General features: G+C 41.9%; 25 protein-coding genes. 8 read left to right on the forward strand and 17 right to left on the reverse strand.

The genetic code is table 11. The annotated features are described in order from the left end of the window. Positions 1-427 precede the first annotated feature (427 nt). Together pssA and ACQKC9_RS11740 are read right to left on the reverse strand one after the other, a co-directional pair. Positions 428-1,342 (reverse strand): CDP-diacylglycerol--serine O-phosphatidyltransferase, encoded by a 915-nt coding sequence (gene pssA, locus ACQKC9_RS11735; protein ID WP_427621948.1) that lies wholly within the window; start codon positions 1,340-1,342, stop codon positions 428-430. Between the two features lie 26 nt (positions 1,343-1,368). Continuing rightward, positions 1,369-2,256 (reverse strand): 23S rRNA (adenine(2030)-N(6))-methyltransferase RlmJ, encoded by an 888-nt coding sequence (locus ACQKC9_RS11740; RefSeq protein WP_057758888.1) that lies wholly within the window; start codon positions 2,254-2,256, stop codon positions 1,369-1,371. Between the two features lie 141 nt (positions 2,257-2,397). On the opposite strand from ACQKC9_RS11740, the gene ACQKC9_RS11745 reads away from it, so the two are divergent. The 3 genes from ACQKC9_RS11745 (at position 2,398) to dapE (ending at position 5,006) form a co-directional block, all read left to right on the forward strand. Continuing rightward, complete coding sequence (locus tag ACQKC9_RS11745) at positions 2,398-3,150, forward strand: 2OG-Fe(II) oxygenase (RefSeq protein ID WP_427621950.1); 753 nt, start codon at positions 2,398-2,400, stop codon at positions 3,148-3,150. Between the two features lie 57 nt (positions 3,151-3,207). After that, on the forward strand, positions 3,208-3,672 hold the full coding sequence (locus ACQKC9_RS11750) for a hypothetical protein (protein WP_427621951.1): 465 nt from the start codon (positions 3,208-3,210) through the stop codon (positions 3,670-3,672). Between the two features lie 134 nt (positions 3,673-3,806). Continuing rightward, positions 3,807-5,006 carry a succinyl-diaminopimelate desuccinylase gene (gene dapE, locus ACQKC9_RS11755; RefSeq protein ID WP_427621952.1) on the forward strand — a complete coding sequence of 400 codons (1,200 nt, stop codon included), beginning with the start codon at positions 3,807-3,809 and terminating at the stop codon, positions 5,004-5,006. 143 nt (positions 5,007-5,149) lie between these two features. Here dapE and ACQKC9_RS11760 read toward each other — a convergent pair whose 3' ends face one another. The 6 genes from ACQKC9_RS11760 to ACQKC9_RS11785 form a co-directional block, all read right to left on the reverse strand. Then, positions 5,150-5,653, reverse strand: coding sequence for a GyrI-like domain-containing protein (locus tag ACQKC9_RS11760; RefSeq protein ID WP_427621954.1), 504 nt, complete (start codon positions 5,651-5,653; stop codon positions 5,150-5,152). Positions 5,654-5,718: 65 nt separating this feature from the next. Further along, positions 5,719-5,928 (reverse strand): Fe-S cluster assembly protein IscX, encoded by a 210-nt coding sequence (iscX, locus tag ACQKC9_RS11765; RefSeq protein WP_021812734.1) that lies wholly within the window; start codon positions 5,926-5,928, stop codon positions 5,719-5,721. Between the two features lie 162 nt (positions 5,929-6,090). Continuing rightward, positions 6,091-6,627, reverse strand: coding sequence for an acyl-CoA thioesterase (locus ACQKC9_RS11770; RefSeq protein ID WP_427621955.1), 537 nt, complete (start codon positions 6,625-6,627; stop codon positions 6,091-6,093). A gap of 280 nt (positions 6,628-6,907) precedes the next feature. After that, entirely contained in the window at positions 6,908-8,308 is a 1,401-nt protein-coding gene (locus ACQKC9_RS11775; RefSeq protein ID WP_102092432.1) for an NAD(P)(+) transhydrogenase (Re/Si-specific) subunit beta, read from the reverse strand. Beyond that, positions 8,305-8,640 (reverse strand): proton-translocating transhydrogenase family protein, encoded by a 336-nt coding sequence (locus tag ACQKC9_RS11780; RefSeq protein WP_219621845.1) that lies wholly within the window; start codon positions 8,638-8,640, stop codon positions 8,305-8,307. Before ACQKC9_RS11780 ends, ACQKC9_RS11775 begins: the two co-directional genes overlap by 4 nt. 115 nt (positions 8,641-8,755) lie before the next feature. After that, positions 8,756-9,907 (reverse strand): Re/Si-specific NAD(P)(+) transhydrogenase subunit alpha, encoded by a 1,152-nt coding sequence (locus ACQKC9_RS11785; RefSeq protein ID WP_427621956.1) that lies wholly within the window; start codon positions 9,905-9,907, stop codon positions 8,756-8,758. A 497-nt stretch (positions 9,908-10,404) separates the two neighbouring features. On the opposite strand from ACQKC9_RS11785, the gene yaaA reads away from it, so the two are divergent. Continuing rightward, positions 10,405-11,217 (forward strand): peroxide stress protein YaaA, encoded by an 813-nt coding sequence (gene yaaA, locus ACQKC9_RS11790; protein WP_427621958.1) that lies wholly within the window; start codon positions 10,405-10,407, stop codon positions 11,215-11,217. Positions 11,218-11,311: 94 nt separating this feature from the next. Here yaaA and ACQKC9_RS11795 read toward each other — a convergent pair whose 3' ends face one another. The 4 genes from ACQKC9_RS11795 to ACQKC9_RS11810 form a co-directional block, all read right to left on the reverse strand. Continuing rightward, positions 11,312-12,925 (reverse strand): glucosamine inositolphosphorylceramide transferase family protein, encoded by a 1,614-nt coding sequence (locus ACQKC9_RS11795; protein ID WP_427621959.1) that lies wholly within the window; start codon positions 12,923-12,925, stop codon positions 11,312-11,314. A gap of 494 nt (positions 12,926-13,419) precedes the next feature. Continuing rightward, on the reverse strand, positions 13,420-14,046 hold the full coding sequence (locus ACQKC9_RS11800; RefSeq protein ID WP_427622046.1) for a glutathione S-transferase family protein: 627 nt from the start codon (positions 14,044-14,046) through the stop codon (positions 13,420-13,422). 66 nt (positions 14,047-14,112) lie between these two features. Next, complete coding sequence (locus tag ACQKC9_RS11805) at positions 14,113-15,291, reverse strand: aromatic amino acid transaminase (RefSeq protein WP_427621960.1); 1,179 nt, start codon at positions 15,289-15,291, stop codon at positions 14,113-14,115. Between the two features lie 18 nt (positions 15,292-15,309). After that, positions 15,310-16,227 carry a DMT family transporter gene (locus tag ACQKC9_RS11810; RefSeq protein ID WP_427621961.1) on the reverse strand — a complete coding sequence of 306 codons (918 nt, stop codon included), beginning with the start codon at positions 16,225-16,227 and terminating at the stop codon, positions 15,310-15,312. A gap of 147 nt (positions 16,228-16,374) precedes the next feature. On the opposite strand from ACQKC9_RS11810, the gene ACQKC9_RS11815 reads away from it, so the two are divergent. Further along, positions 16,375-16,830: an Lrp/AsnC family transcriptional regulator gene (locus ACQKC9_RS11815; protein WP_057758867.1), complete on the forward strand. Its 456-nt coding sequence runs from the start codon at positions 16,375-16,377 to the stop codon at positions 16,828-16,830. Positions 16,831-17,113: 283 nt separating this feature from the next. Here ACQKC9_RS11815 and ACQKC9_RS11820 read toward each other — a convergent pair whose 3' ends face one another. The 3 genes from ACQKC9_RS11820 to groES form a co-directional block, all read right to left on the reverse strand. Continuing rightward, the gene (locus ACQKC9_RS11820) at positions 17,114-17,485 is read right to left on the reverse strand and encodes a hypothetical protein (RefSeq protein WP_427621963.1); all 372 of its coding nucleotides are present in this window, start codon (positions 17,483-17,485) and stop codon (positions 17,114-17,116) included. Positions 17,486-17,889: 404 nt separating this feature from the next. After that, positions 17,890-19,539 carry a chaperonin GroEL gene (gene groL / locus ACQKC9_RS11825; protein ID WP_427621964.1) on the reverse strand — a complete coding sequence of 550 codons (1,650 nt, stop codon included), beginning with the start codon at positions 19,537-19,539 and terminating at the stop codon, positions 17,890-17,892. 123 nt (positions 19,540-19,662) lie between these two features. Then, on the reverse strand, positions 19,663-19,953 hold the full coding sequence (groES, locus tag ACQKC9_RS11830; protein WP_057758860.1) for a co-chaperone GroES: 291 nt from the start codon (positions 19,951-19,953) through the stop codon (positions 19,663-19,665). 477 nt (positions 19,954-20,430) lie between these two features. Between groES and ACQKC9_RS11835 the strand changes: the two genes are divergently transcribed. After that, positions 20,431-21,210 (forward strand): DUF3108 domain-containing protein, encoded by a 780-nt coding sequence (locus tag ACQKC9_RS11835; RefSeq protein WP_296207610.1) that lies wholly within the window; start codon positions 20,431-20,433, stop codon positions 21,208-21,210. 110 nt (positions 21,211-21,320) lie between these two features. Here ACQKC9_RS11835 and ACQKC9_RS11840 read toward each other — a convergent pair whose 3' ends face one another. Together ACQKC9_RS11840 and wrbA are read right to left on the reverse strand one after the other, a co-directional pair. Then, positions 21,321-21,770, reverse strand: a complete 450-nt coding sequence (locus ACQKC9_RS11840) for a hypothetical protein (RefSeq protein WP_102093271.1) — start codon at positions 21,768-21,770, stop codon at positions 21,321-21,323. Between the two features lie 140 nt (positions 21,771-21,910). Beyond that, positions 21,911-22,528 carry an NAD(P)H:quinone oxidoreductase gene (gene wrbA / locus ACQKC9_RS11845; protein WP_427621965.1) on the reverse strand — a complete coding sequence of 206 codons (618 nt, stop codon included), beginning with the start codon at positions 22,526-22,528 and terminating at the stop codon, positions 21,911-21,913. Between the two features lie 256 nt (positions 22,529-22,784). Here wrbA and ACQKC9_RS11850 point away from each other — a divergent pair, with 256 nt between their 5' ends. Beyond that, positions 22,785-24,368 (forward strand): YihY/virulence factor BrkB family protein, encoded by a 1,584-nt coding sequence (locus ACQKC9_RS11850; protein WP_427621966.1) that lies wholly within the window; start codon positions 22,785-22,787, stop codon positions 24,366-24,368. After that, the gene (locus ACQKC9_RS11855) at positions 24,361-25,977 is read left to right on the forward strand and encodes a DUF2254 domain-containing protein (RefSeq protein ID WP_427621967.1); all 1,617 of its coding nucleotides are present in this window, start codon (positions 24,361-24,363) and stop codon (positions 25,975-25,977) included. The genes ACQKC9_RS11850 and ACQKC9_RS11855 overlap by 8 nt, the downstream gene beginning before the upstream one ends. Positions 25,978-26,100: the final 123 nt, after the last annotated feature.

Consider the following 26,100-nt stretch of genomic DNA (forward strand, 5'->3'; position numbering starts at 1 on the left):
TTTTTTAATTTGTTTCAACAAGTTAACTGGGTTATTAATGTGTAATAACACACTAGCTACTTCCAGCTCGTCTTGATGAGGGCGTATTATAGACGCTATATTTATTTAGTCAAGAAGTATTTTCTATTTAATTCAAACGATTTACATCGTTCAAATCAGTAAACCACTTCCCTTTCGACTGGGTGGCATTATACGGAGTTTTAGATAGAAAACAAGGAAACTCTATAAATAATCTCAGTTATTTTCTATCAAGGATATCGTATCAACCTAACCCATTGTTATTACTATCAAACTTTAAATACTGTCTTTTATATCTACAGATTTAGCTTTTTCATAGTGGCTGACGTATTTCAGCAGTATACAGAGCGCCTAAAAAAAGGAACTTACCTGACGGTAAGTTCCTTTATATAAAATCTAAATACAGCGTTTAACTTTTCACTTTCGTTTTAATCGTAGTCACGATACCTGATAGTGCATAGATAATACCAATAGCTAAGATACCAACAGGAATATCATAGAGCACGATGCTCATGACTAACACCCCAATGATAAGCACTACAAAAGGTACTTTCTTTTTATCAAATTCTTTAAAGCTATAGTATTTGACATTGCTGACCATCAGTAGACCACAAGTCACCACCCAAGCAGCAAACAATAACATAATCGCGGTGTCGTACTGACCAATCCATTCGTTGTGATCGACTGCAACCATCACAGCAGATGTCACCAATATGGCAGCAAGCGGACTGGCTAAACCGACAAAGTACTTTTTATCGACGATGCCAACCTGAACATTAAAGCGTGCAAGGCGAAAAGCAGCACAAGCGGTAAAGACAAACGCACAGCCAATACCGATACGACCCAATGGCTCTAAAGCAAAGCTATAAATCAAAATAGCAGGAGCAACACCAAACGCTAGCATATCTGCTAAAGAGTCATATTGCTCACCAAATGGACTTTGTGCATTAAGCATACGTGCGACACGTCCATCTGCGCCATCAAGAATAGCGGATAAAAAGATAGCCAAAGCTGCCTTATAGAACTCGCCTTGGGTACTCGCCAAAATCGAGTAAAAGCCTGACAGTAGCGATAAGGTAGTGATCAGATTGGGTGCCAAATAGACACCGCGACTAACCACTCGCTTACCTTCGGCTACTTCAGCTTCAATCACCTCAAATGTCAAACCATCATAACTGTCGTTATCCGCTAGGCGGATATTAAACTCATGCTCATCGATAAACGGCGGCTGAGTCGCTGCATTATCTTGCAACGAGCCGTCATTTAAGGACGCATTGTTCACAGGTGCGTTGTTCGGCTGGCCGATAGGTGGCTGAATCGTCATCTTAATATCCTTATTGGCCGTTATTGCTATTCGCCGACAAGCCAGCGCACATTGGTCGCACTATCAGGCGTCAAGTTTGGCGCGTCTTCTACTTTTAGTACTGGCTGTAAGAAACGTAATATCTCACGTGCATGGTTATCAAACTGCCATGGCGGATTGATAACCAGTAGACCTGTACCGTTCAGACCAACCGCAACATCATTAGGATAAATGTTTAGCTCACAAACCAGCTGACGTCTCATTTCAGTACGTTTGAGCTTTTTATAGAACAGCTCTACGGCTTCGATGTTTTTGATTGGGAACCAAAGCGCATAAGTTCCTTGTGGCCATTTATTATAAGCCGCGACCAATAGGTCGATAAGGCGCGTAAAATCTTTGTGCTCTTGCTCATAAGGAGGATCAAGGAAAATCAGACCGCGCTTTTCTTTTGGTGGAATAACAGCGGTGATACCTTCAAAAGCATCACGATGCTGGATACCAATTGGCAACTTATGTAGCTGATAGTTCAACGCATCGTATTCAGTCGCTTTGGCTTCAAAAGCCTCAGCACGCACGCCAGCATCAGGCTTTTTAGCTGCGGTTTTTTCGACGTGATGGGCCACCCACCATGGCGAACCAGGATAGACTTTATTGTCATAAGTGAATTTGGCTTGCTTGATGCCTTCCATATAATCTTTGACAGCAGCTGGGGCCTTTTCGGTATCTGCTTTTAGAAAAGCTTGAATACCGCCTTTGGCCTCACCTGTTTTGCGCGCTTCTTCACTGCTTAGTGAATACAGTCCACGACCGCCATAAGCGTCAAGCACATAAAAAGGTTTGTTTTTCTGCCCCAGTTGATTAAGCAGTTGTACCAATAAAATGTGTTTAACCACATCAGCAAAGTTACCAGCGTGGTAGGCGTGTTTATAGTTCATAATCTCAAAAGTTTAAATAAGAAAAATTGCATCTATGGTAGCATAGGCAGAGTAAAAGATAATGTGGTTTTAGTAAGTGCTTTCAATAAAAACGTATTAAATGACGGTATATTGACAGCTGATTGATAATAATGAGATGAAATGACGCAGATTATTAGCAACCTTAACAAGACAGCGTTGGTCGTTGATCATCCGATAGGTCAGGATAATCCACCATTACTGCTGCCAGATACTCATAATGTTAGCCAAGAAATTCCTACTCAGCACGTATTGCAAATGTCTGACTTTGCGGTTAACTGGGAAGATAAGCTGACGGATAAACAGCTCGATACCTTTGTCACTGACGGCTGGCTCATCATTGATGATGTATTCAATAGTACTGCCTTATTAGCACTACAAGCAGAAAGCGGTTTTATTGACTATCGTGATGCAGAGCTGACCGCTGGTGTTCGCATCAGTGATATTCGCGGTGATAGAATACGCTGGATTACTGAAGACTTTTTTGCAGGCTACTATTATCTGCAAAGCATCAATGCTTTGGCCTCGCTATTCAATCGTAGTTTATTCGCTGGTATTCGCCATAGTGAAGCGCATTATGCGTGCTATCCGACTGGCTTTGGCTATCAATGGCACAGTGACAACCCCGCTGGACGTGATGAACGTGTTATTTCGGCAGTGTTTTATCTCAATGATAATTGGGAAGCAATCGATGGCGGCGCACTAGAAGTCGTTGACAAACATGGCACGCACCATGAAGTGATGCCAGTTGCCAATAGACTGATTATTTTCGACAGTGATTTACGTCATCAAGTACAAACTGCGCATCGCCAACGCTACTCTATCGCCACTTGGCTAAGACGTGATGATGCTGTAGTTCTGTTTGCTGCGCCCTGAGTATATCTATCATTCGCTACGGCTCTAAGTAAGCTTTGTTAATTAAGGACAATAATAATGCGTAAGAATCTATTCAACCATTCTGTTTTACTTATTATGTTACCTTTGCTTGCAAGCTGCACGGCTATTAATCATCAAGCCTCAACTCAACAAATCAGTGAGCCTTTCTTTACCTATCACCTACCAAAATCCACCTCTGAAAAATCTGTGATAGTTACACCAACTGCTATCACTACTGAGTTCAAGTATGAGAACGGGTGTCTGCTTGCATTTGATGGAACAAGATGGATGACGCCAGTATTTCCAAAAGGACATGCCACTTTCGATATTAGTAATAAAACTTTAGAATTATTAGGAACAAGTTATCAAATGGGCGAAGTTGTTTTTGCTGGTGGCAATATCAGTAATTATGACAGAGACAAAGCTAAAACTTATAGCAATACTCTAGCCGAAAAATGTATTACAGAGTATTTAGCAAAATTTTATGGTGATTATGAAAAAATTTACTTAGACAGAGACTAATATTTTTTTAGCTATAGAAATCGATTAACCTTTATATATTTGCAACGTATAAATAATTAGTACCAAATAGACCTGATAAGAAACAAGCTATCTTTTATAGCAAAAAACATTAACTCAACTTAACTAGGACTGTCATGAGTTCAGAAAACAATAGTAAAACCCACCAGCAAGAAACATTAGACTTAAGTATTGCACTGTTAGAGCGCCCTTCAGTAACGCCCGATGACGATGGTTGCCAAGATATGTTGTCAGCACGGTTAGAACAAGCAGGCTTTGATTGCGAGTTTATGTATTTTGGTGATAGAAAACAAAGCGGTGAACATGCCGAAGTCAAAAACTTATGGGCACGCCGCGGTACTAGCGAGCCAGTGATTTGCTTTGCTGGTCATACTGATGTCGTACCAACAGGTGACGAAAAAAACTGGACATACCCTCCGTTTACTCCAACTATCGCTGATGGGTATCTGTGGGCACGCGGTGCCGCCGATATGAAAACGGGTATTGCAGCTTTTACTGTTGCAGCCGAACGTTTTGTCGCCAATCATCCTGAGCACAATGGATCGATTGCTTTTTTAATCACCTCAGATGAAGAAGGCCCGTCAATTAATGGTACGGTTAAAGTAATCGAGACTTTAGAAGCTCGCCAAGAAAAAATCACTTATTGTCTCGTTGGCGAGCCGTCGAGTACCGATACGTTAGGCGATATCATCAAAAACGGTCGTCGTGGCTCGCTAGGTGCAGAGCTTACCGTTACAGGTAAACAAGGCCATGTCGCCTATCCACATCTGGCATCTAATCCGATTCATGCGGCGATGTCTGCCCTTGCTGAACTGACGTCTACCGCATGGGACAATGGCAATGACTACTTCCCAGCTACGTCATTGCAAATATCAAATATCAACAGCGGCACTGGCGCAACCAATGTCATTCCTGAAACGCTAAACGTGGTCTTTAACTTCCGTTTTTCGACAGAAACTACTGAAGATGAACTAAAGGCAAAAACGCATGCTATCTTTGATAAGCACTTTGCCAACAGTAAAGCGAGCTATGATATACATTGGAAATTATCTGGTCAGCCGTTCTTAACCCCTGAAGGAAAACTGGTTTCGGCCTGCCAAAATGCGATAAAAAAAGTAACCGATGTTGATACGACATTATCTACTTCTGGCGGTACATCTGATGGACGCTTTATTGCACCGACAGGCGCGCAAGTCGTCGAGCTTGGCGTACGTAATGCGACGATTCACCAAGTAGATGAAAAAGTAGAAGTCGATGATCTAGGAAAGCTTGCCCAAATTTACGAAGGTATTTTGGAAAATTTGTTGTTGGACTGATTGCAAGGTTATTTGCACCTGCCTAATTGATGACATATGCCCAAAGAAAAAAGCGCTACCTGATTTAGGTTAGCGCTTTTTTTGTCATTGTTTTTGTCGATAATAGATCGAGCAGCTTAAGTTACTTAAGCCAATTACTAATTTTACTCGATACCAATATAAACATCAACTTGACCGTATTCTAAGTTACCACCGATATAATGCTCAAAGTCTACATTAAAAGTGCGGGTATGCTCGCAATCTGGCGTATTGAAATATTCCCAAGCACTTTCCCATGCATTCATCACAGTGTTAGGCATATAACCTTCTTCAGAAAATACCAAGTACTTTCCTGCAGGAATATCAACCGTCACTACGTTACTAGTACTGGCTACACTGTCGCTTTCTGATTGTGCATCTTGCTCGCTGGCTACTTTCCAACTGGCCACAACGTCAAATGCTCCTGCCAGATCATCGCTTTCATAGTTGTGATAGACACCATAAATATCTTCACCTTCAGGGAGTTCACCCGCGTGATTTTGATAAAACTTCTGCCATAATCTACCAAGTTTGGCAGTGTCATGGCTTATCTCAGCATTATTGGTGGTACGAACGCTGATACCGCTACAAGCTATCGCTTCTGGTAGCTCTTTAATTTGTGATGTCATGATGCGGCCTTTTCTATCTGTTTATTTAGTTTTCTGTTTGTAGCAATGCTGGCAGACCGAATCGATTAATCGGCTTCATCAATCCAGTTCATTTGAATGGCTTCTAAGATGCCTTCATTTGATTTTTGTGGATCATCATCAAAGCCTTCAAGCTCAGTTACCCAGCGATGCAAATCAGTAAAGCGAATGTACTGCGGATCTGTTTCTGGGAATTTCTCATAAAGCTCAATCGCGATATCTAAGCTGTCTGTCCATTTTAATTTTTGTGGGGTCATAACGGTACCTTTTTTTAGTCGTTTTGAGAATCATCATATTAAAAACGATGCCATCGTCCTAATACTGACGACTTGATGGGCTCTATCCTACCAAAATTCAGCAAATGATTATAGCCAAGTTATTTTACGATGCTGTCTTTCAATACTGTTTTGCGATATGGCTTAGGCTGATTTAGTCGATTTTACCGCGACTTGGTGCTCATTCCATGTGTTAATGGTATCCGTCAACTGCTCACCCATCATATCTAATACTTCTGGTGTGCGCATACCTTTACTATCTGTAAAAACAAACTTGGTCATACCAACGCCCATCAGCTGATTTTTGACAAAAAACCGATGCTCAAAATACACGTATTTATGATCCCATCCTGCGACTGCACTGCTAAGCGTCATTTTATCCAAAAATTTAATTTGCTTGAGATAAATCATCTCCTGCATGGCAATCACCCAATTCAGCGGTTTAATGCCTTTTTCATGACAGCACGCCTTTACCCAACGTGTCACGTTTAGCTCAATAAATGATAAATAACGATAATTGGGTAAATGATCTCGAAATCCCATATCGTGGGGCAAAATTCGATAATGACGGACGGTCGGTGCAGTCAACGTCTCTAGACTGATAGTCTCACTCGTCGATTGATGCTTGAGCTGTTGTTCAAGTAAGCTAACCATAATAAAAAAACGCAGTAACATGTTCATAAATCTTTCTCTTATTTCATCGTATTTATAATTGGTGATTGTCTATCGTTGAAGCAGTTCAAATTGGCTAAAAGGTTAATCAGGCGCATACCGTATAGTGAGTACATAAAGCACAGTTAATTTTGTGATTATTAAACAACTGACCGTAATTGGAAATAATCTCAGTCTATAGTCGGCTCATAAATGTCGCCCACTTTAACGCAAAAAAAGCCACCTCAGTGACTTTCTTTATCTAAAAAATTATCTGCAAATAATAATGGTTAAAAACATAGCTTAGAGATTAATGACCGCCGCCATTGATAGTACGTACCATCTCTTCTACCATTTTCTTAGCATCGCCAAAGATCATCATCGTTTTGTCCATGTAGAACAAGCTGTTATCAAGACCTGCATAACCAGTACTCATTGAACGCTTGATGACCATGACCGTCTGGGCTTTGCTGACTTCTAGAATCGGCATACCGAAGATTGGAGAAGTAGGATCATCTTTCGCAGATGGGTTTACAACATCGTTTGCACCGATAACCAAGACCACATCTGTACTCGCGAAATCTGAGTTAATCTCGTCCATTTCTAAAATATCATCATAAGGTACATCAGCTTCAGCCAATAAGACGTTCATATGACCTGGCATACGACCAGCAACTGGATGGATAGCAAAGCGAACGTTAACGCCTTCTTCTTTTAACAATTCATATAGCTCTTTTACTGCATTCTGTGCACGGCCTTGCGCCATACCGTAACCTGGCACGATGACCACGCTACTAGCATTAGACATGAGGAACCCTGCGTCTTCTGCTGAGCCTGCTTTGTAGTTCTTCGGTGCCCCATCATCGCCGCCTGCTGCCACAGCTGACGTGCCCATACCACCAAACAAGACATTAAGTAGTGAGCGGTTCATGGCTTTACACATGATGTAAGACAAGATCGCACCTGATGAACCGACTAGCGAACCTGCGATAATCAGCATCGAGTTGCCAAGCGTAAAACCAATGCCTGCTGCTGCCCAACCTGAGAATGAGTTCAGTAGTGATACGACTACTGGCATGTCACCGCCACCGATTGGCGCAATCCACATCCAACCAAAGATAACCGCAATCACTGCCATCGCATAAAATGCTGGTAATGAATCAGTGACGAAATAGACGCCACCGAACCCAATCATCGCAATAAATAGTAGCGCTTGAACCGGTTTTACCCAGCCGCCAACCAATGTTTTCGCCCAGCTTTTCGCTGCCAATTTACCAAAGGCAAAGACCGAGGCTGAGAACGTAATCGCACCGATGAAGCAACCGATAAATAGCTCAATGCGAGCAACAGCACCATGCTGCTGTTCAGTGTGTAATACCGTCGCAAGTGCAATCGCAACCGCTGCCAAACCGACGAATGAATGCATCAAAGCAACCGTTTCTGGCATTTGAGTCATCGCGACTGTTTTTGCTTTCCACATACCAACGAGGGCACCCAACACCATCGCACCGATAATCAACCAAAGCACAGGGCCTTCTGCTAAAAAGAAGGTTGTCACAACGGCAATTGCCATCGCTGCCATACCAAAACGGTTGCCGCGAATCGCTGTCTTTGGACTAGACAAACCACGTAACGTTAAAACAAAGAGGATAGCGCCGACTAGATAGAACCAATCTGCATTTGCCGCAATCATTGTTGAGAAATCATTCATGCGTCGCCTCCATTTTCTGTTGCTACAGGTGCTTTTTTCACTTTCGGTTTAAACATCGCAAGCATACGCTCAGTCACGGCAAAGCCACCAAAAATATTGATACTGGCTAAAAATACCGCAAAGGCACCAAGCAAACTGGTCGGTGTAAACATTGAACCATCAATCGTGACGGTCTGTAGCATTGCACCCACGATGACGATACTTGATAAAGCGTTGGTTACCGCCATCAATGGCGTATGTAATGCAGGCGTAACGCCCCAAACCACGTAGTATCCGACAAAAATAGCGAGCACAAATACAGTGAAAATCGCTACAAATGGTGTGCTACTCATGGCCGCACCGGCTGGCGCTGCAGCTAAAATAGTGGCAATCATCTAATCCTCCTAAAAATTTATTCATTACTGGCAAATGTGTAGTGACAAAATATGTGGTAATAGACTGTTCAAACTAGCGTTTGGCCAGTCGTACCTGACTGTCATGTGTCACTGCCAGTGCGCCCTGAATCTCGTCTTCCATGTCTAAGTTAAGTGCCAAGCTAGCTGATGCGTCATCGCCAGCAGGTGCAATCAATGTCGTAATAAAGTTAACAAGGTTATTGGCATACAAATCTGACGACTGTGCGGCTAGCTGTGAAGGGATATTGGCGGCACCAACGATACGTACGCCGTTGTCTGTGGTGATGGTTTCGTTAGGCACACTGCCTTCGACGTTACCACCGGTACCAGCAGCCATATCGATCAGTACAGAACCTGCCTTCATTTTGGCAAGGGTTGCGCCATGTACCAAACGCGGAGCATTACGACCAGGAATCTGTGCCGTAGTAATAACGATATCAGCATTGCTCAATGCTTTATCTACGACAGCTGCTTGATCTTTAACATATTGCTCTGATGGTGTCCATGCATAACCACCGGTAGACTTGGCAGTTTCAGCTTCTTCTGCGCTCATCGGCACATCAAGCCATTTACCCCCGAGTGATTCCACTTGCTCGCGAGCGGTCGGACGTAGGTCACTGGCTTCTACCACTGCACCCAAACGCTTTGCTGTCGCAATCGCTTGTAGACCTGCAACACCAACACCTAGGATAACGACTTTGGCTGGCTTAACCGTACCCGCTGAAGTCATAAACATCGGGAAAGGACGCGAATACTCATTGGCCGCGAGCAATACTGCTTTATAACCAGCAAGGTTGGCTTGTGACGACAACACATCCATATTCTGTGCGCGTGACAGTGTACGAGGCAATAACTCCATCGCAAAGACTGTTGCGCCTTTGGCTGCATAAGTATCAAGCTGAGTGTTGCGATACGGGTCGAGCATGCCAATGACGATCTGACCAGACGATAAGCTTTCAGTGGCTTCAGCTGGTAGGTCATTGACGGTGGTAATAATATTAGACTGGGTAATCACCTCGGTGCGACTACTGGCAATGTCGGCACCGGCAGCTTGATACAACTCATCAGCATAGTATGCTGCTTGACCTGCACCTGACTGAATGACGACTTCAAACCCAAGTTTATGCAATTTTTTGACTGCGTCTGGGGTTATGGCTACACGGCTCTCGCTCGTGATATCTGCACTGATTACACCGATTTTCATACCGTCTCCTTACTTACGTCCAATGACTATATTTACGTCTCACGACTACCTTTAATACCCTCAACGCACATCTAAAAAGCACAGGGGACAAAACCCATTGATCATGATTAATCCATTACAGCGACCAAAGGTTATCAATTTAATAAATGATAGCTACTTTACCATCATGCCTTTTTATTATAGAGATATCGTTCGTCAAGTTTCATTGTCTAATGATGACCCACAAGTAAAATAAAAATTTAGGTATTTACACCATTGGCATACTTTTTGTTGGTATATTAAAGCCTTTTATTTTTCCAAAAAACGCTTAGCCCTTATAGATACAGGCCTAACTGTATTTATTTCCTAATGTTAAATCCGTTCTTTTATTGAACAAATAACGTCAATGAACATAAAATAAGCAAGGTGAAGTCAAGTTCCACCCATGCATACCGTATAATAAGAATACTTGACACTCGAAAAAACCCGTCATCGATTCATTATAATAAGGAATAACTATGTATTTTTTGCTCTCCCCTGCCAAATCCCTGAACGAAACAGACGCTATACCACTAAATTTAGGCAATTATTATAGTCAACCCGAGTTAATCAAACGCTCACAAGAATTGATGAAAGTACTGAAATCAAAAGAGCCTGTTGACCTACAAGAATTGATGAGCATATCTGACGATTTAGCTCAGCTTAATGCCACGCGCAATCAACAATGGCATTGGAGCGAAGAGCAACCATTTACTAACGATGTCTCTGACAATGCCGCCAAGCCTGCAGGCTATTTATTCGATGGTGATGTCTATACTGGACTTGATATGTATCATATGGACAAAGATACCGCTACTTATGTCAATGAGCATTTAGGCATTTTGTCTGGATTGTATGGAGTACTAAAGCCACTAGATCTGATCCAGCCATATCGTTTAGAGATGGGCACCAAGCTAAAAAATGAGCGCGGTGACAATCTTTATGAATTTTGGGGTGAGGAAGTGACTAACGTTATCAATGCACGTATGGCTGACAGCGATGACAAAACATTGGTTAATTTAGCTTCCAATGAATACTTTAAGGCGGTAAAGAAAAAAGCACTGAAGGCAGACATCATTACGCCACGATTTGAAGACGAGAAAAATGGTCAATATAAAGTGATTAGCTTTTATGCCAAAAAAGCCCGTGGACTAATGGTGAAATATGCTGCTGATAATAAGCTGACCAATGCTGAACAGCTAAAGCAGTTTGATTTGGCAGGATATTACTATTGTGCAGAAGCGTCCGATAATAAAACGTGGACGTTTAGACGAGATGCGGCGGATCAGTAGATTGAGATAATACGAGTCAAAATTATAAAAAACCCATCATAAGCCGAAACTTATCATGGGTTTTTTATTCTCCAACCACTAAATATTTTAGGTCCTATACTCTAAAGCGCAATTTATCCCTTGATACATCCAGTACCACTGTTTCATTATAAACATTATAGGTATGGAGACGATCAATATCAGTTTCCCAATTCGGTTCGATATAACGTACAAAGCTTTCTTTATAAGAGGTCGGTGTCAACTCTTCTACTAGGTATAAAGCCACCCTACGCCCATATCTAAGTGTGCCATCCTGAGCAGTACGAAAGAGCTGACCATTTTTCCGGAATAATGCGCCTGCTAGTCGTGAGCCACGCACATCAATCTTTAGAGGCGCCGAGGGATGAATGGTCCAATTATCTGCTTGCAGCTTGTCAGACGTATAAATATACAACTCTAAATCTATTGTCATATTTGACACTGAACCATGCGTTGTAAAAAGATACCATAATCCATTATGCTCAATCACGGCGCTATCCACGGCCTGAACGTCTGAAACTAACTCATGAACTTTTTCCCACTTACACGGAAAGTCTGTCGCTTTTAATAAGCTAATACAATTGGTTTTTGCAGCCTCTGGAATCATATAGACAGCATCTTCATACTCGAATACATTGGGAAAGCTTAAGTGCGTGCTAATACCCAAATCAGCTTGTCCTGAACTAATAACTTGATGGCTTTCATTCAGCTCTATCCACTCTATTCGACCAATATTCTCTTTGTAGTTCAAACTTTCAAAAAATATGTAACGTCTTGAGTCGTGTTCAATATAAAAAGGATCGGCCCAAAAACATCCCTTTTCAGGCAGTATCTCCGTATATGTTTGTATCGGCTGATCAATAGAACCAATAAAAATACTCCAGTTGTTTAGATAAAGTCTTTTATAAAATCTTTTTATCATGTAGTTTTTGAGAAAATTCTGTAAATGTCGTATGGCCGTTAACTGTGGAGGCGTTTTATAAAGTGTGCGATCGTTAATTAAATTAATAGAATCTCCACTTTCGACGCCAATTTTATTTTTACGGAAGTACCAATACAGTATTGATGCTGCAACTCCTTTTAACTTATCCTCAGTCAAATTATAGTCCCAGTAAAACAAACTGCCATAACCTCTACCTACCACTTTGTGTACATCATGGTCCTTACTCACTAGTTGCAGCGTCACGACACTATTTTCCCATTGTTCAGCAAATTGCCAATACAACGCAGGCCCGCCTCGCTGTATTCTTTCATCACCATAATGAAGTAAGAGAATGCCATGCTTCGTAATGCCTAGCGCTTTCCCTATTAAGGTTTGGAAATCCATACTCAGTAGGTAATCTAAATCTGTTGCCTGCAGTCTCTTAATCACTGAGTCTTCAATTTCATCATTGGATTTATCCTGTCTTGGTATTGATGTAACGACAGGCATTTTGCCATTGGGAACTAAATCATGAATAGAATAACGCTTGGTAGTCTTTTTAGCGTGAGAAAGAATAGAAAATAACTTTTGATTAATAGATGGTATAATCTTGGATATATGAGAGGGGTTAGACTGGTGTTCTGCACTTCGTTGGATAGCAATACAGACCTCAACTATACCTTCATCTACTAGAGACTTTAATGGCATAAATTTGTGCCATGCTAATGTTTCATCTTCTACAAAGATTCCAAGCCTAATTTTTTTCATCGTGATCACATTAAATGGTACACGATATTTTGCGAATTCTAACCCGCAACACGTGTCCAAACTCCTTTTAAGTAAAGTGTCATTCCATAATATATTCATATAATAGCATATATACTAATAAACGTTAAACAGAGCACAGCGTTAAAATCAGACGCAAAAAAAGCCCTGCTACTTTTCGATAACAGAACTTCTAATAGCCAAATAGACTTTATGAAAAAATCATACTTTTAGCGAAACGCGATTTATCAAGAAAGGTGAGAAAACGGTCAATATCAAGTGAAGTGCTGAACAGCTAAAGCAGTTTAATTTGGCAGGATATTATTACTATGAAAACGCGTCTGATAATAAGACTTGGACGTTTAGACGAGATGCGGCGGATCAGTAGCTTGATATAAAAACTATATTTACTACAATCGCTAGAAGTCACTAGAAGCATTGCATTCAGTGCTTCTAACTCACTCATTAAATATCCTTTAGTTGAACATATGAACAGATTACAACAACCCTTCTTGTGCCATCATTTCTTGTACCGAGGCACGGTTTAGCATGGCTTGATAGTGTGCATTTAGGTGTGTCCAATCCTGTGCTCGACTCGCATATCGCTGACTCCAGTGAGCAATCATAAATAAATGAAAATCAGCCCCACTTAATTTATTGCCCAATAACCATGGACCATGACTCGCCAATACCTTTTCAACAATATCCCAGCAGTGGGTTAGCACATCATTCGCTTTATCTTTCACTTGCTGCAAATTGTGCTCGCCGCTAATGTACTGCTCGGGATGTGCCCAGCGATTAGCGGCTTCTTGTAGTGTAGAAGACATCCAAAACAAATACTGGTAATAGACACCGCGTCTTGGGCATCCTATATCAGGTGCTAGCCTAGACTTAGGATGCTGATCTACTACATACATTAAAATTGCCGCAGACTCATAAATAACCTGCCCCTGATGCACTAGCGTAGGTACTTTACCGTTTGGGTTGACGGCTAGATATTCAGCTGATTTTTGCATGTTCTTAGACAGATCTATTTCTATCATCTCATAAGACACGCCTAGTTCTTCAAAGACAGCATGGGTAGCCATGTTAGCGCCACCCTTATCCCAATATAAAGTATAAATAGTCGTGTCCTTTTTGCTGTGCGATTAATGGATAAAACCATTGCACTGAGCTACAAAAATTAATCTTTAACGTGAAATAATCGACATGATAGCGTCAGCCAGTTGAGGGATTTCCGTCATTTTCAAACCGGCAATATTGATTCTACCATTTGGCATGCCATAGATAGCGAACTCATCTTGCAACATGAGCATTTGATTTTCTGTTAGCGGTAATAAAGAGAACATGCCTTTTTGATGTGAGATGTCCGAAAACTCTGCAGGTGCACCCCTATCTTTTAATGCTACGCCTAACGCTTGGCGAATAGCATCTACCCTATCACGGTAGCTTGCCAGCTCGACTAGCCAAGCATCTGGGCTGTCTAGCAAATAAGAAGCCACTGCGGCACCGTGATTAGGCGGCATAGAGTAGTTGGCTCGTGTAATGGTTTCTAAAAGTGTCTGTATATCTGCGTGACGCTCATGGTTCGTCGTCATCACCGTAGCAATACCCGTACGCTCGTTGTACAGCCCCATATTTTTTGAACAGCTGGCGGCGATAAATGCAAAGTCAGCGTCTTCGATCATTAGACGAAGACCTGCAGCATCGGTATCAGGATCATCGCCAAAACCTTGATACGCCATATCAATAAACGGGACAATATTTTTCTGTTTACATTTATCAGAAAACAGTTGCCACTGCTCTAAAGAAGGATCTATACCGGTAGGATTATGGCAGCACGCATGTAATAACAACACGTCTCCTTCTTTTGCTTTTTCTAGCGCGGCAAAACACGCATCAATGTCTAACTGACCATTTTTATTTTGCCATGGATACGTATTAACCGTTAACCCAGCCCCTTCCATCAGCGGACGATGATTGATATAGCCAGGGTTACTGATCCAAACGGTTGAATCTGGAGAGAGCGTAGCGATCAAATCCGCAATGAGTCGCAACGCACCTGATGCCCCAACCGTCTGAATCGTGCATTGATCTTTTAGACTTGGACTGTCACCCAGTACAAATTTTGCCATTTGCTGGTTAAAACTAGCGTTACCCGATAACATGCCATAAGCCTTCGAATGAGCTTGATGAGCAAGATGTATTTCTGCGTCTTGCACGGTTTTCATTACAGGCGTATTGCCATGCTCGTCTCGATAGACACCAACCAATAAATCTATTTTATGTTTGCGTTGGTCAGCTCGAAACCTACCTAACAATACCCATAGTGGATCACCATTGATGATAGGCATATTGTTTAACATCATGATACTTCCTTAATTAATTTATTGCGCTCGATTGGACAAGATGACGCCAATGGTACTGAGTACGATGCCGCATATCATAATGACTGATAAAGACTCATTGAGTATCAGCGTAGCCAGTATAGCGGTTAATCCTGGTGACAAAGAGCCAAGTAATAAGGTACGAATGGAGCCTAATTGTTTGACAGCATAAGAAAATGCAATGGTTGATACCACCCCTACACCAAGTCCTTGTACTAGGATAAACGGAAGCGCTTCATCAAAAGATACAGAACCTATATTGGTCTCTACGATACCAGACAAAACCATCATCAATGTCAGAAAAAACGAAGTATAAGAGAGCACGATAGCAATAGCTATTGGACTCAGTTTGGTGCTTTTTAACCCTAATGTATAACCCGCCCAAATCAGGCTTGCCATCAACAGTAACCCCACACCGTACAGAAGACTGCTAGGTATTGACTGTGCACGCCCGCCAATCATCGTAGCGATACCAAAGAGAATAAGGATCAATGCGGCAAATTTTCTTAATGATATTCGTTGACGATAAAAAATAAAAGACAATATTGCGGCAAAGAAGACTGGCGTACCTGTCAAAATAGTACCAACGTAAGCTGCTGGTACCGTACTTGCGCCAAAAGCAGCCAATAAAAGAAAAGGTACGCCACCAAGTAAAATAAACATGATATCTGGCAGTCTTATATTTTTGACTTCATGCCAACTAGAGAGTACCCAAGGAGTCAACAAGACCAGCGGTACACTAAAGCGAATGAGCATGACATCGGCAATGCTTAGTGACGATGCTCCAACCGCTCGTACAGTCAACGCAAATCCTGACCAAATCAACAATACGACGCTCATAGCCACATAGCCTTTGGTTAGTGGCGACATTACAAACAAAGGATTTTTGCGCGATGAGGGGTGGAATATCGTATTCATAGTCGTGTCTTATGCTGCTATATAAAGACCAATTATCGATTAAAATACGCGCTTTTATCTCTATTTATTCATTGCAATTTTGCAAATATTTGGTGGATAATGCTAACTAAATCAAAATTATTGGCTTAAAAATCCAAAAGGTAAATTATGGACAAAATCGATCGCCATATCTTGGAAGTGCTCCAAAAAGAAGCGCGCTTATCTACAGCCGAACTGTCCGAACGTATAGGGCTGTCGCCTTCTCCTTGCGCGCGACGCCTAAAACGTTTGGAAGATGAAGGTTATATAGAGAACTACCAAGCGAACGTAAATAAAGCCAAAGCAGGTATTGCGATGAGTTTCTTTGTGGAGGTCAGTCTCAACAGCCACCAAGAAGAATCTATCGCAGCTTTCGAACGCGCTCTGTCCAATATGGACGAGGTGATTAATGGACATGTGGTATCGGGTTCTTACGATTATTTATTAGAAGTAGTAAGCCCTAATCTCGATGGTTATGAGCGGTTCACACGTAAACTACACAAGCTTGCTAGCGTAAAAGACATTCACACTCATTTATCGGTAAGAAAGGTAATCAATAAGACGACTTTACCTATTTTTGTGTGAGATTCTTTTATACCGACTAAGAGAATAATGTTTCGCTCAATCACCCGTGAGTAGCAAGACCCATAATGAGTTCATTTGAATTTGACAGAATGTTGCTATTACAAAGAAGCATCTGTTGATAAGACGTGGACGTTTAGACGAGATACAGCAGATTAATAGAGAATTTGATGAGCTTTAACTATAAAGCCCTAATATAGAAAATATTACTAGGACTTTATTTTAGAAGGATAAGTAAGTCATTCATAGTAAGTAGCTTATTAACAATAGATTTGTATTCACCGCATTATAGAGAGATCTCAACTTCTATTTTGATTGGTCGTTTTAAATGGATAGTAACTGTTATATTAATAGAAGCTGCTTCTGGTGGCTCGTTGTCCAAAGCGCCGTCAACGATGTGAGCGATTTTCATTGCTTCTACTTCTTTAAGCTCAAAGCCGTTTGCTTTGGCACCTCTGATCACTTTTTCATAAATTTCTTTTTCGCTTGTGTAGCGCTCTTTATTGTTAAACGATAACTGCATAACTTTAGAATAGGCAACGCTAGACATCTCCATCGGCTTTTGCATTTTAAACCTATCTAAACTAGGATCAGCTGAACTACTAGCAGAAGCCAGCATTAGGGCTGATGCTACCATTGCAATCGATAAAATCTTCATTTTGAATTCCTTTTGAGTTAATTCATTCCTTCTAAGTTAAAAACACTATTAGCGAATATATTCGCTATATCAACTATATCCTAATAAACTATTAATTGAAAATTTAAATTAATATTAGTAATACTAATATTATTAAGTATTTGATAATTTTAGTCAGTTATCCTTATTTCGGTTTTTCTACACAATACCAATTATCACTTTAAAACAAACACAAAAAAGCCCTGCTATCTTTCGATAACAGAGCTTTTAATAGTTCAAACGCTTTCACAAAAATACTTACAACTCTAGTGAAAAACGCTTTATGAGTTGACTAAAGCAGTACGGCTAGGCAACCGAGTGAAGATTGTACTGATAGTACATCGAGCGAGGTTAACAACGTCGTACAAATTTAGTCGAGGCATAAATTACATCATGCCACCCATTCCACCCATACCACCCATTCCAGCACCGCCGCCCATAGCAGCCATACCATCATCACCTTGCGGTAAGTCAGTGATCATAACTTCAGTCGTTAGCATTAAGCCTGCAACAGATGCAGCATTTTCTAGCGCTGAACGAGCAACTTTAGCTGGATCAAGGATACCCATCTCTAGCATATCGCCATATTCGCCAGTCGCTGCGTTGTAACCGTAGTTACCACTGCCACTCTTCACTTCGTTAACCACAACTGAAGCTTCTTCGCCAGCGTTGGTTACGATTTGACGTAGTGGTGCTTCCATCGCGCGACGTAGGATGTTCATACCAGCGTTTTGGTCATCGTTATCACCGCGTAGTTCAGACAATGCATTCATCGCACGAACTAAGGCAACACCGCCGCCAGGTACAACACCTTCTTCAACCGCTGCACGAGTTGCATGTAGCGCATCGTCAACACGGTCTTTCTTCTCTTTCATTTCTGTTTCAGTTGCTGCGCCGACTTTGATCACTGCTACGCCGCCTGCCAGTTTAGCAACACGCTCTTGTAGCTTTTCTTTATCATAGTCAGAAGTAGACTCTTCGATTTGACGGTTGATAGACTCAACACGGTTTTCGATGTCAGATTTGTTGCCAGCGCCATCAACGATAACGGTGTTTTCTTTACCGACAGTCACTTTCTTAGCAGTACCAAGTTGCTCTAGAGTAGCAGTCTCTAGGCTTAGACCAATCTCTTCAGAAATTACAGTACCGCCAGTTAGCGTTGCGATGTCTTCTAGCATTGCTTTACGACGATCGCCGAAACCTGGTGCTTTAACGGCACAAGTTTTCAATCCGCCACGCATGTTGTTTACAACTAATGTTGCTAGCGCTTCGTTTTCTACATCTTCAGCGATGATTAGCAACGGCTTGCTCTGCTGCATTACTTGCTCAAGTAATGGCACGATCTCACGGATGTTGCTGATTTTTTTGTCAACTAGCAAGATATATGGATTTTCAAATTCAGCAGTTAGGCTGTCTTGCTTGTTAGCAAAATATGGGCTGATATAACCACGGTCAAACTGCATACCTTCTACAACTTCTAGGGTATCTTCGAAGCTTGAACCTTCTTCAACAGTGATAACGCCTTGTTTGCCTACTTTTTCCATCGCTTGCGAGATCAGCTCACCGATTTTGGTGTCTGAGTTTGCAGAGATAGAACCAACTTGAGCGATTGCTTTGTGATCGTCAGCTGGCGTTGATAGTTTATGGATTTCTTTGACCGCTTCACGTACCGCTTTGTCGATACCGCGCTTAAGATCCATTGGGTTCATGCCAGCAGCCACTGATTTCATTCCTTCTTGCAAGATTGACTGAGCCAATACAGTTGCAGTGGTTGTACCATCACCAGCGACATCGTTAGTGCGACTAGCCACTTCACGTACCAGCTGTGCACCCATGTTTTCAAATTTGTTTTCTAGCTCGATTTCTTTGGCAACTGAAACACCATCTTTAGTGATGGTAGGTGCGCCAAATGATTTGTCGATAACAACGTTACGACCTTTAGGACCTAATGTTACACGTACTGCATTTGCTAGAACGTTTACGCCGTCCATCATTTGTTTACGGGCATCAATGCCGAATTTTACGTCTTTTGCCATGTTAAATTACTCCACTATTATAAGTATGAGAATACAATTGATTGATTTGATAGTTGTTTATCAAAAGCGATTATTAGAAACTGCTATCAAAATGTGCTGAGTATAAAATAATACTCAAAAGGATTAACCTTCTAGCACACCCAATACATCAGACTCTTTCATAATCAATAGTTCTTCACCGTCAACCTTCACGGTTTGACCAGCATATTGACCGAACAAAACTTTGTCGCCAGCTTTTACATCTAACGCACGAGTTTCACCGTTGTCACGAACTTGACCATTACCAACTGCAAGCACTTCACCTTGTGAAGGTTTCTCTTGTGCTGAACCAGGAAGCAAGATACCACCAGCAGTCTTTGTTTCTTCTTCTATGCGGCGGACGACAATACGGTCATGTAAAGGACGAATGTTCATCGATATGACTCCAAAAGTTGGTTAATAAAATTAAGGGTTTATTTGAATTAATGGTCTCAATACCAGTATCTATAGGGAACACTGCCAAAAACAACGCTTTATAGATAAGCCTTGAGCTTGTAACAAAAAGTGGGGGCAAGGTGATTTCGGTTCAAGTGTAAAGCCCAAAAATTTACAAGATTATTTTGCAAAAATTAATCAATCAACATCTTATATCGATGCTTTACGTTTATTAGAGTCAATATGCTAGTTAGACAAAGGACAAGAAGTAGCAATATTTAAAAATGTTAGCGAGCTGAATTTATATTTTGACCAATGCCAAATTAACTATAGAAACATTTGCTACAAGCACTACACGAAGCGGTATGACACCACGCTTGAAAATGTAACAGCGTATGACCATTATAGGTCTGGTAGACATAATAAGAACGAAAGAAAAAATTGCTATATCGGCAATAAATTACTGAAGGGGTATCTATGAGTTTTTCATCAATGCACAAAAAGTCATCAAGCGACAATGTTGATAATGCTAATAACGCAAAACGCAGTCCATCTAAATTTCTATCTGCCTTAGTGACAGGCATCAGTATCTCTACCGTTGGAGCTTTGAGTATGACCGCACCTACCCTAGCTAGCGCAAAAACCGTCCAACCATCAACTGCCGATTATAGTTTTACTGTTGAGGACAAATACAAAGGCACAGCAACTCGTACGCTAAGCAAATCTGGTAATACGTGGAAATATAACGTTAAGGCTCGCGTCGCTGGTGTGGCTAGCGCCTCACAAAACAGCACCTTTACGCTTAATGGCAACAATGTCAGTCCCACGCAGGCAAGCACCACGTACAAACTACTTGGCATGGGCCGCACGCACAAACTAGACTTTAACCCAAGCAGCAAAAAAGTCACCAGTAACTATAAAGGCAAGTCGACAACTATGAATATGTCGCAACAAGCCTTTGATGACTTGAGCCTTGAGGTACAGATTCGTCAGGATTTATTAAACGGTAAGTTCTCTGGTAATTATTATATGGCAAAAAAAGACAAAATCGAGAAGACGCCATTCAAAAAATCAGGCAGCACTAAGATTACCGTACCAGCGGGTACCTTTGATACAGTACGTGTTGACCGCGTCCACGATGACGATAGCCGCTCTACCAGCTTTTGGTTAGCCCCAAGCTTGGACTATATGCCAGTTAAAGTTAGCCAAATTAACGATGGTAAGAAAATGGATTTAGAATTGACTAAGATTAACTAATCTACTTATTTTTAACGTTATAAACAAAAAAGCGGCGCCCCAGATGGAGTGCCGCTTTTTTATGGCTTTAGATTAATGGATATAATTTATTAGGCTTCAGATAAATGCAATTATTGACGAGGTTTCTTCACAACGTTATTCATCGAAGGCAAACGTTTGAGCAGAATAAATAGCCAAACATTGATAGCAAGTAGTAGTAAGAAGTCCGTTAAGTACACAGCAATTTCTGCCCAACTACTGCCATATATACGAGTAAATAGCACCACGCCACTCGCGCCCAAATATACTAGGGTAAACATACTGCTTATCAACAACGCATAAGGTGAACGACCGCGCAATATCCATGGCGTCAAAATCAACGCAGGCACTAGCCATAATGCCTGCCAAGCAATACCGCCAACGATATCAGGGCTACTAGGATTAAAGATACTAATAAAGATAGGCAATCCGAGCAGTCTATAAACGAGCCAAATTAACCACGTAACCTTTAAGCGCTGTGCAATAGGTGCGATAGGCTTAACCGTTTTGAGAGGCTTTGTATTAGAGCGGGTTGTGGCCATTAGATATTTTGATTTCCTAAATGAATAATATACTGCTGAATATGAGTAGTTAGTGCTTGCTTATAATCAAGTTGTTATAAGCACTCAATCATAGACTTTGAGACTCAGACGATTCTAGACAGCAGGTTTATAACAGTTACTTATCGGCCCCAGTTAGCCTGTGCTAATGCAGCTGCCGTAATCGCTAAACGGCGACCCTGCGCAATACCTAAATCTCGCTCGTCAGCAGATATTGGCTGATCATGCGATGCTCCGCTGACATGACTGGCACCATAAGGTGTACCACCGCGATGAGTGCGGTTCAATGCTGGCTCTGCATAGGGCACACCTACGATGACCATACCATGATGCATCAACGGCAACATCATCGTCAACAGCGTCGTTTCTTGGCCACCATGCATAGAGCCTGTCGCCGTAAATACTGAGGCTGGTTTGTTTTGTAGGTTCCCTGCCAGCCATAGAGTCACGGTATTGTCCCAAAAGTACTTCATGGGTGCGGCCATATTACCAAAGTGCGTTGGGCTACCAAGCGCTAGACCGCTACAGTCCTTGAGATCATCCATCGTACAGTACAAGTCACCCTCATCAGGTATCGCAGGCTTACTTGACGTGGTTTCAGGTGCCACTGTCGGTACCGTACGGATACGCGCGGCCATGCCAGCATCTTCAATACCTTGCGCGATAGCATATGCTAATGTCTTAGTCGTACCGTAATTAGAATAATAAAGCACCAAAACATAAGGGTCGGTCTGACTCATTAGCAAAGCTTCCTCATAAAATCGTTAGGCATACTAGTCACCAAAAATGCGGTGAAATATACGACCAACTGGCATTGTAGAATATGTGCACATTATGCCCGAGTCATTCACTGTCATGCAAATAACCATGATTGATAACCTGACTTATATTGTATCTGATGTGCTACGTGGTGCATTTTGACACAATTAAACCGCAGATGATAACCGTTCATCTTTGTTACACTATTGTCACTCTTACTTTTGCTTAATGGTCGACATGGAAAAATTATCTCAAAAACTCCCGTTTTTACAGCAGCGCTGGTTTCAGTTCTTACGGTTTTTGACTCGGCATTTTTTTGAAGATAATTGCCAGCAAAAGGCAGCTTCACTGACATACACCACTATGCTGTCGATCGTACCGGTATTAACGGTATTACTGATGATTTTGTCATCCGTACCAGCACTCGCATCGGTTAGAGCTCAGATATATGACGTCATTTATAGCAATCTGTTGCCGCAGTCGAGCATGCAAGTTAGTGAGTACATTAATAGCTTTGCCGAAAAGTCATCCAATCTAACCATCATCGGTGCCATGATTTTATTCTTTACGACTATCATGACCTTGACCACTATTGAGCGCGCGTTTAACCAGATTTGGCGAGTAGAAGACCGCTCGGGTGGTATCAAAAGCATGCTGCGCTATTGGACTATCGTTACCCTAGGACCGTTAGTATTGGGTACCGCTTTTATCGCTTCCAGTACTGTACAGAGTCTGAGCTTTCTTAATCGTCAAATTGCAGGCTACGGTATCGACTGGAGCTTTTGGGTACAAATGGCATCGATTGGTATTACGATGGCGGGCTTTATCGGTATGTACTGGTTTATTCCAAAGGCGCGCGTACCGGCAAAAAATGCAGCCATCGCTGGCGTGTTTGTGGCCATTGTCTTTGAATTAATGAAGCATCTGTTTGGTACAGTAATGGCTAACTTTACCAGCTACGAAGCGATTTACGGTGCCTTTGCTGCACTGCCTATCTTTCTACTATGGATTTATCTGTCGTGGAATTTGATTTTATTAGGCGTTGAAATCAGTTATACCTTGACGATTTTTGAGACAGAAGAAGTCTACCCTCGTCACCCGTTACTCAGCTTGTTAGACATGTTGAATTTGGTTTATACCCACCACTTAAAAGGTGAAGCTGTTAGCGAGCAAGCACTGCGTAATGTCTTAGGTCGCAAAGAGCTGCCAAAATGGTATACCTATATCAACTACCTACAAGACAGCAATCTGATTACCATGACAGATGATGACGACTATGTACTTAAAAGAGACCTGAGTAGGATGACGTTATGGGACTTTTATCGTACCTTGCCCTACCCACTTCCTATCAAGGACGAGTTGGATGAGATGAAATTGGAAGGTCAAAAGCCTTGGCTAAGTTTACTGGTAAAACGTTTTGAGAATACTGAAGCGTACGCCAAACAGCAACTGCATCTGCCGCTAAATGCTATCTTTGCCAATAGCGAACCGCGTAAACAGTCTACTAGCAAGCATAGCGATAACCGTAAACTATTTAGAAAAACCTCTGCCGCCACTGAAAACGTACAACGACATGATAATCTAGATAGACATGGTGAGAGTGCTTACAACGGTAATGATCCACATCTAGAAGCCTCACCGCATCTAGAGCCGATGGCTTATGACAAAGACAGCACTATTGAACATGATGATCACGACAATGAAGCCATCATACCTCTAGGGACTAATGAGAGTCATGCTAAGACAGATATGACCAGACGTACGCATAAAAACGCTATTATTACAGAAGCAGATAACCCTAAGGCTCAACACAGTGAATAAAAATGATGGAGACAGCATCTGGACACGTACGATCAATGCAGGTCAAAACAGGCTTAAGCAGTTCACTAAGTTGTGGTCAATACAAACGCTGACCGACTTGCCTGATCGCTTAAATAATTTGTGGCAGTGGCTGATTGGCTCCTATTGGTTTATCCCAACCGCTTGTGTCATCGTGGGTATTTTGCTTGCTCCTTTACTAGTCGCGATTGATCAGCATTTTGATCGTGAAACGGTAAAAGAGATCTCCTTTGCCTTTACTGGTGATGACGAAGCGGCGCGCGCGATTATGACAGCCATCGCTGGTGCGGTACTGGGCGTGGCAGGTACGACGTTTTCGATTACAATCGCCGTCCTGTCGATGGCATCCTCACAGTTTGGTCCAAGACTGCTACGTAACTTTTTGACCGACACACCAAATCAGTTTGTCCTTGGCGCTTTTATCGGTACATTTAGCTATAGCTTACTGGTACTAAAGTCTATCCATAAGTCTGACGTAGCTTTTGGTGTGCCGCAATTGGCAGTGACCTTTGCTATTATCATGGCGATTATCTGTGCGCTGCTCCTGGTTTATTTTGTACAGCATATGGTGCATGCTATTCAGGCGTCACACGTCATTCAAAATGCTAGCAACGATGCAATTGCAAACATTTACTATTGGTATAACGATCGTTGTGATATCCAACATCAACGCGATGCTGAGCACCATGATATCGAGCAGTTCCAAAACTGGCCTGCTATGCCTATTTATTCACCAAATTCAGGTTATCTACAGCAGATTTATCTTGAGTCATTGATTGCGCTGTCACAAGATTATGGTGGCGTGGTACAAATGCATGTCAACCTCGGTAATTACGTCACTGACAAAAACGTCATTGGCTACTTCTATCAGCGGCCTGCCTCTCATCCAAATAACCAACAGAAGACAGCAACACCGCATCTGGCAGTAATTCCGAGATCGCCCGATGGACTGTTTTGGCAACGTCTTGCAGGTTGCCTACGACTTGAGCAACGATTAGCGCACTCTAACGACATCGCCTATAGCCTAGGTCAGATGACGGAGATTGCTGTACGCGCGCTATCCCCTGGTATCAATGACCCAAAGACTGCGGTCAATTGCGTTCAGTCTCTAACCAGCTGTCTGAGTATTATGATGCGTCGTCAGCCACCGAGCCCTTATCACTTTCACATACCACAGTCAGACATTGACGATAGCTCTGAAAATACTATCAAAGAGAAGCGACTGGCCATACTCGCACTAGTCACTCATATCCCAAAGATTTCTGACTTTATTAATGTATCACTTGGTGAAATACGTCGTTATGCATCTGCTGACCTCATGGTCTTAAAAGCATTGTGTCAGGCAATGGTCAATTTGAACTATGCACGGGTAAACAGCGCACAGCAGCAAACGCTATTACATGAATTGCATCTGATTCAGCGTGCCGGAGAAGAGAATTTAAATTATCAAGAGCTGGTCGATGATTTGGCCGCTATGTGCGAACAAGCCAAGCAATTTATCCTTGATAAGGATGCTCAGCACAAACATTTTATTTATGTCAGTGATTTTGAAGCGGATATTCGTCAAGCGTTACAGACACAGTCTAGTTAATGATATGACCAATGAACTGTTTAGATAGATGGCGGTATCAGCGCTTATAAGCACTTTACTTATAAACACAATACTTATAATCATAAAACCGATAGCTAGCAACACTTATAACGTCCCTATAAG

Source organism: Psychrobacter sp. NPDC078409, assembly GCF_050268505.1.
In the GTDB taxonomy this organism is placed as follows: domain Bacteria; phylum Pseudomonadota; class Gammaproteobacteria; order Pseudomonadales; family Moraxellaceae; genus Psychrobacter.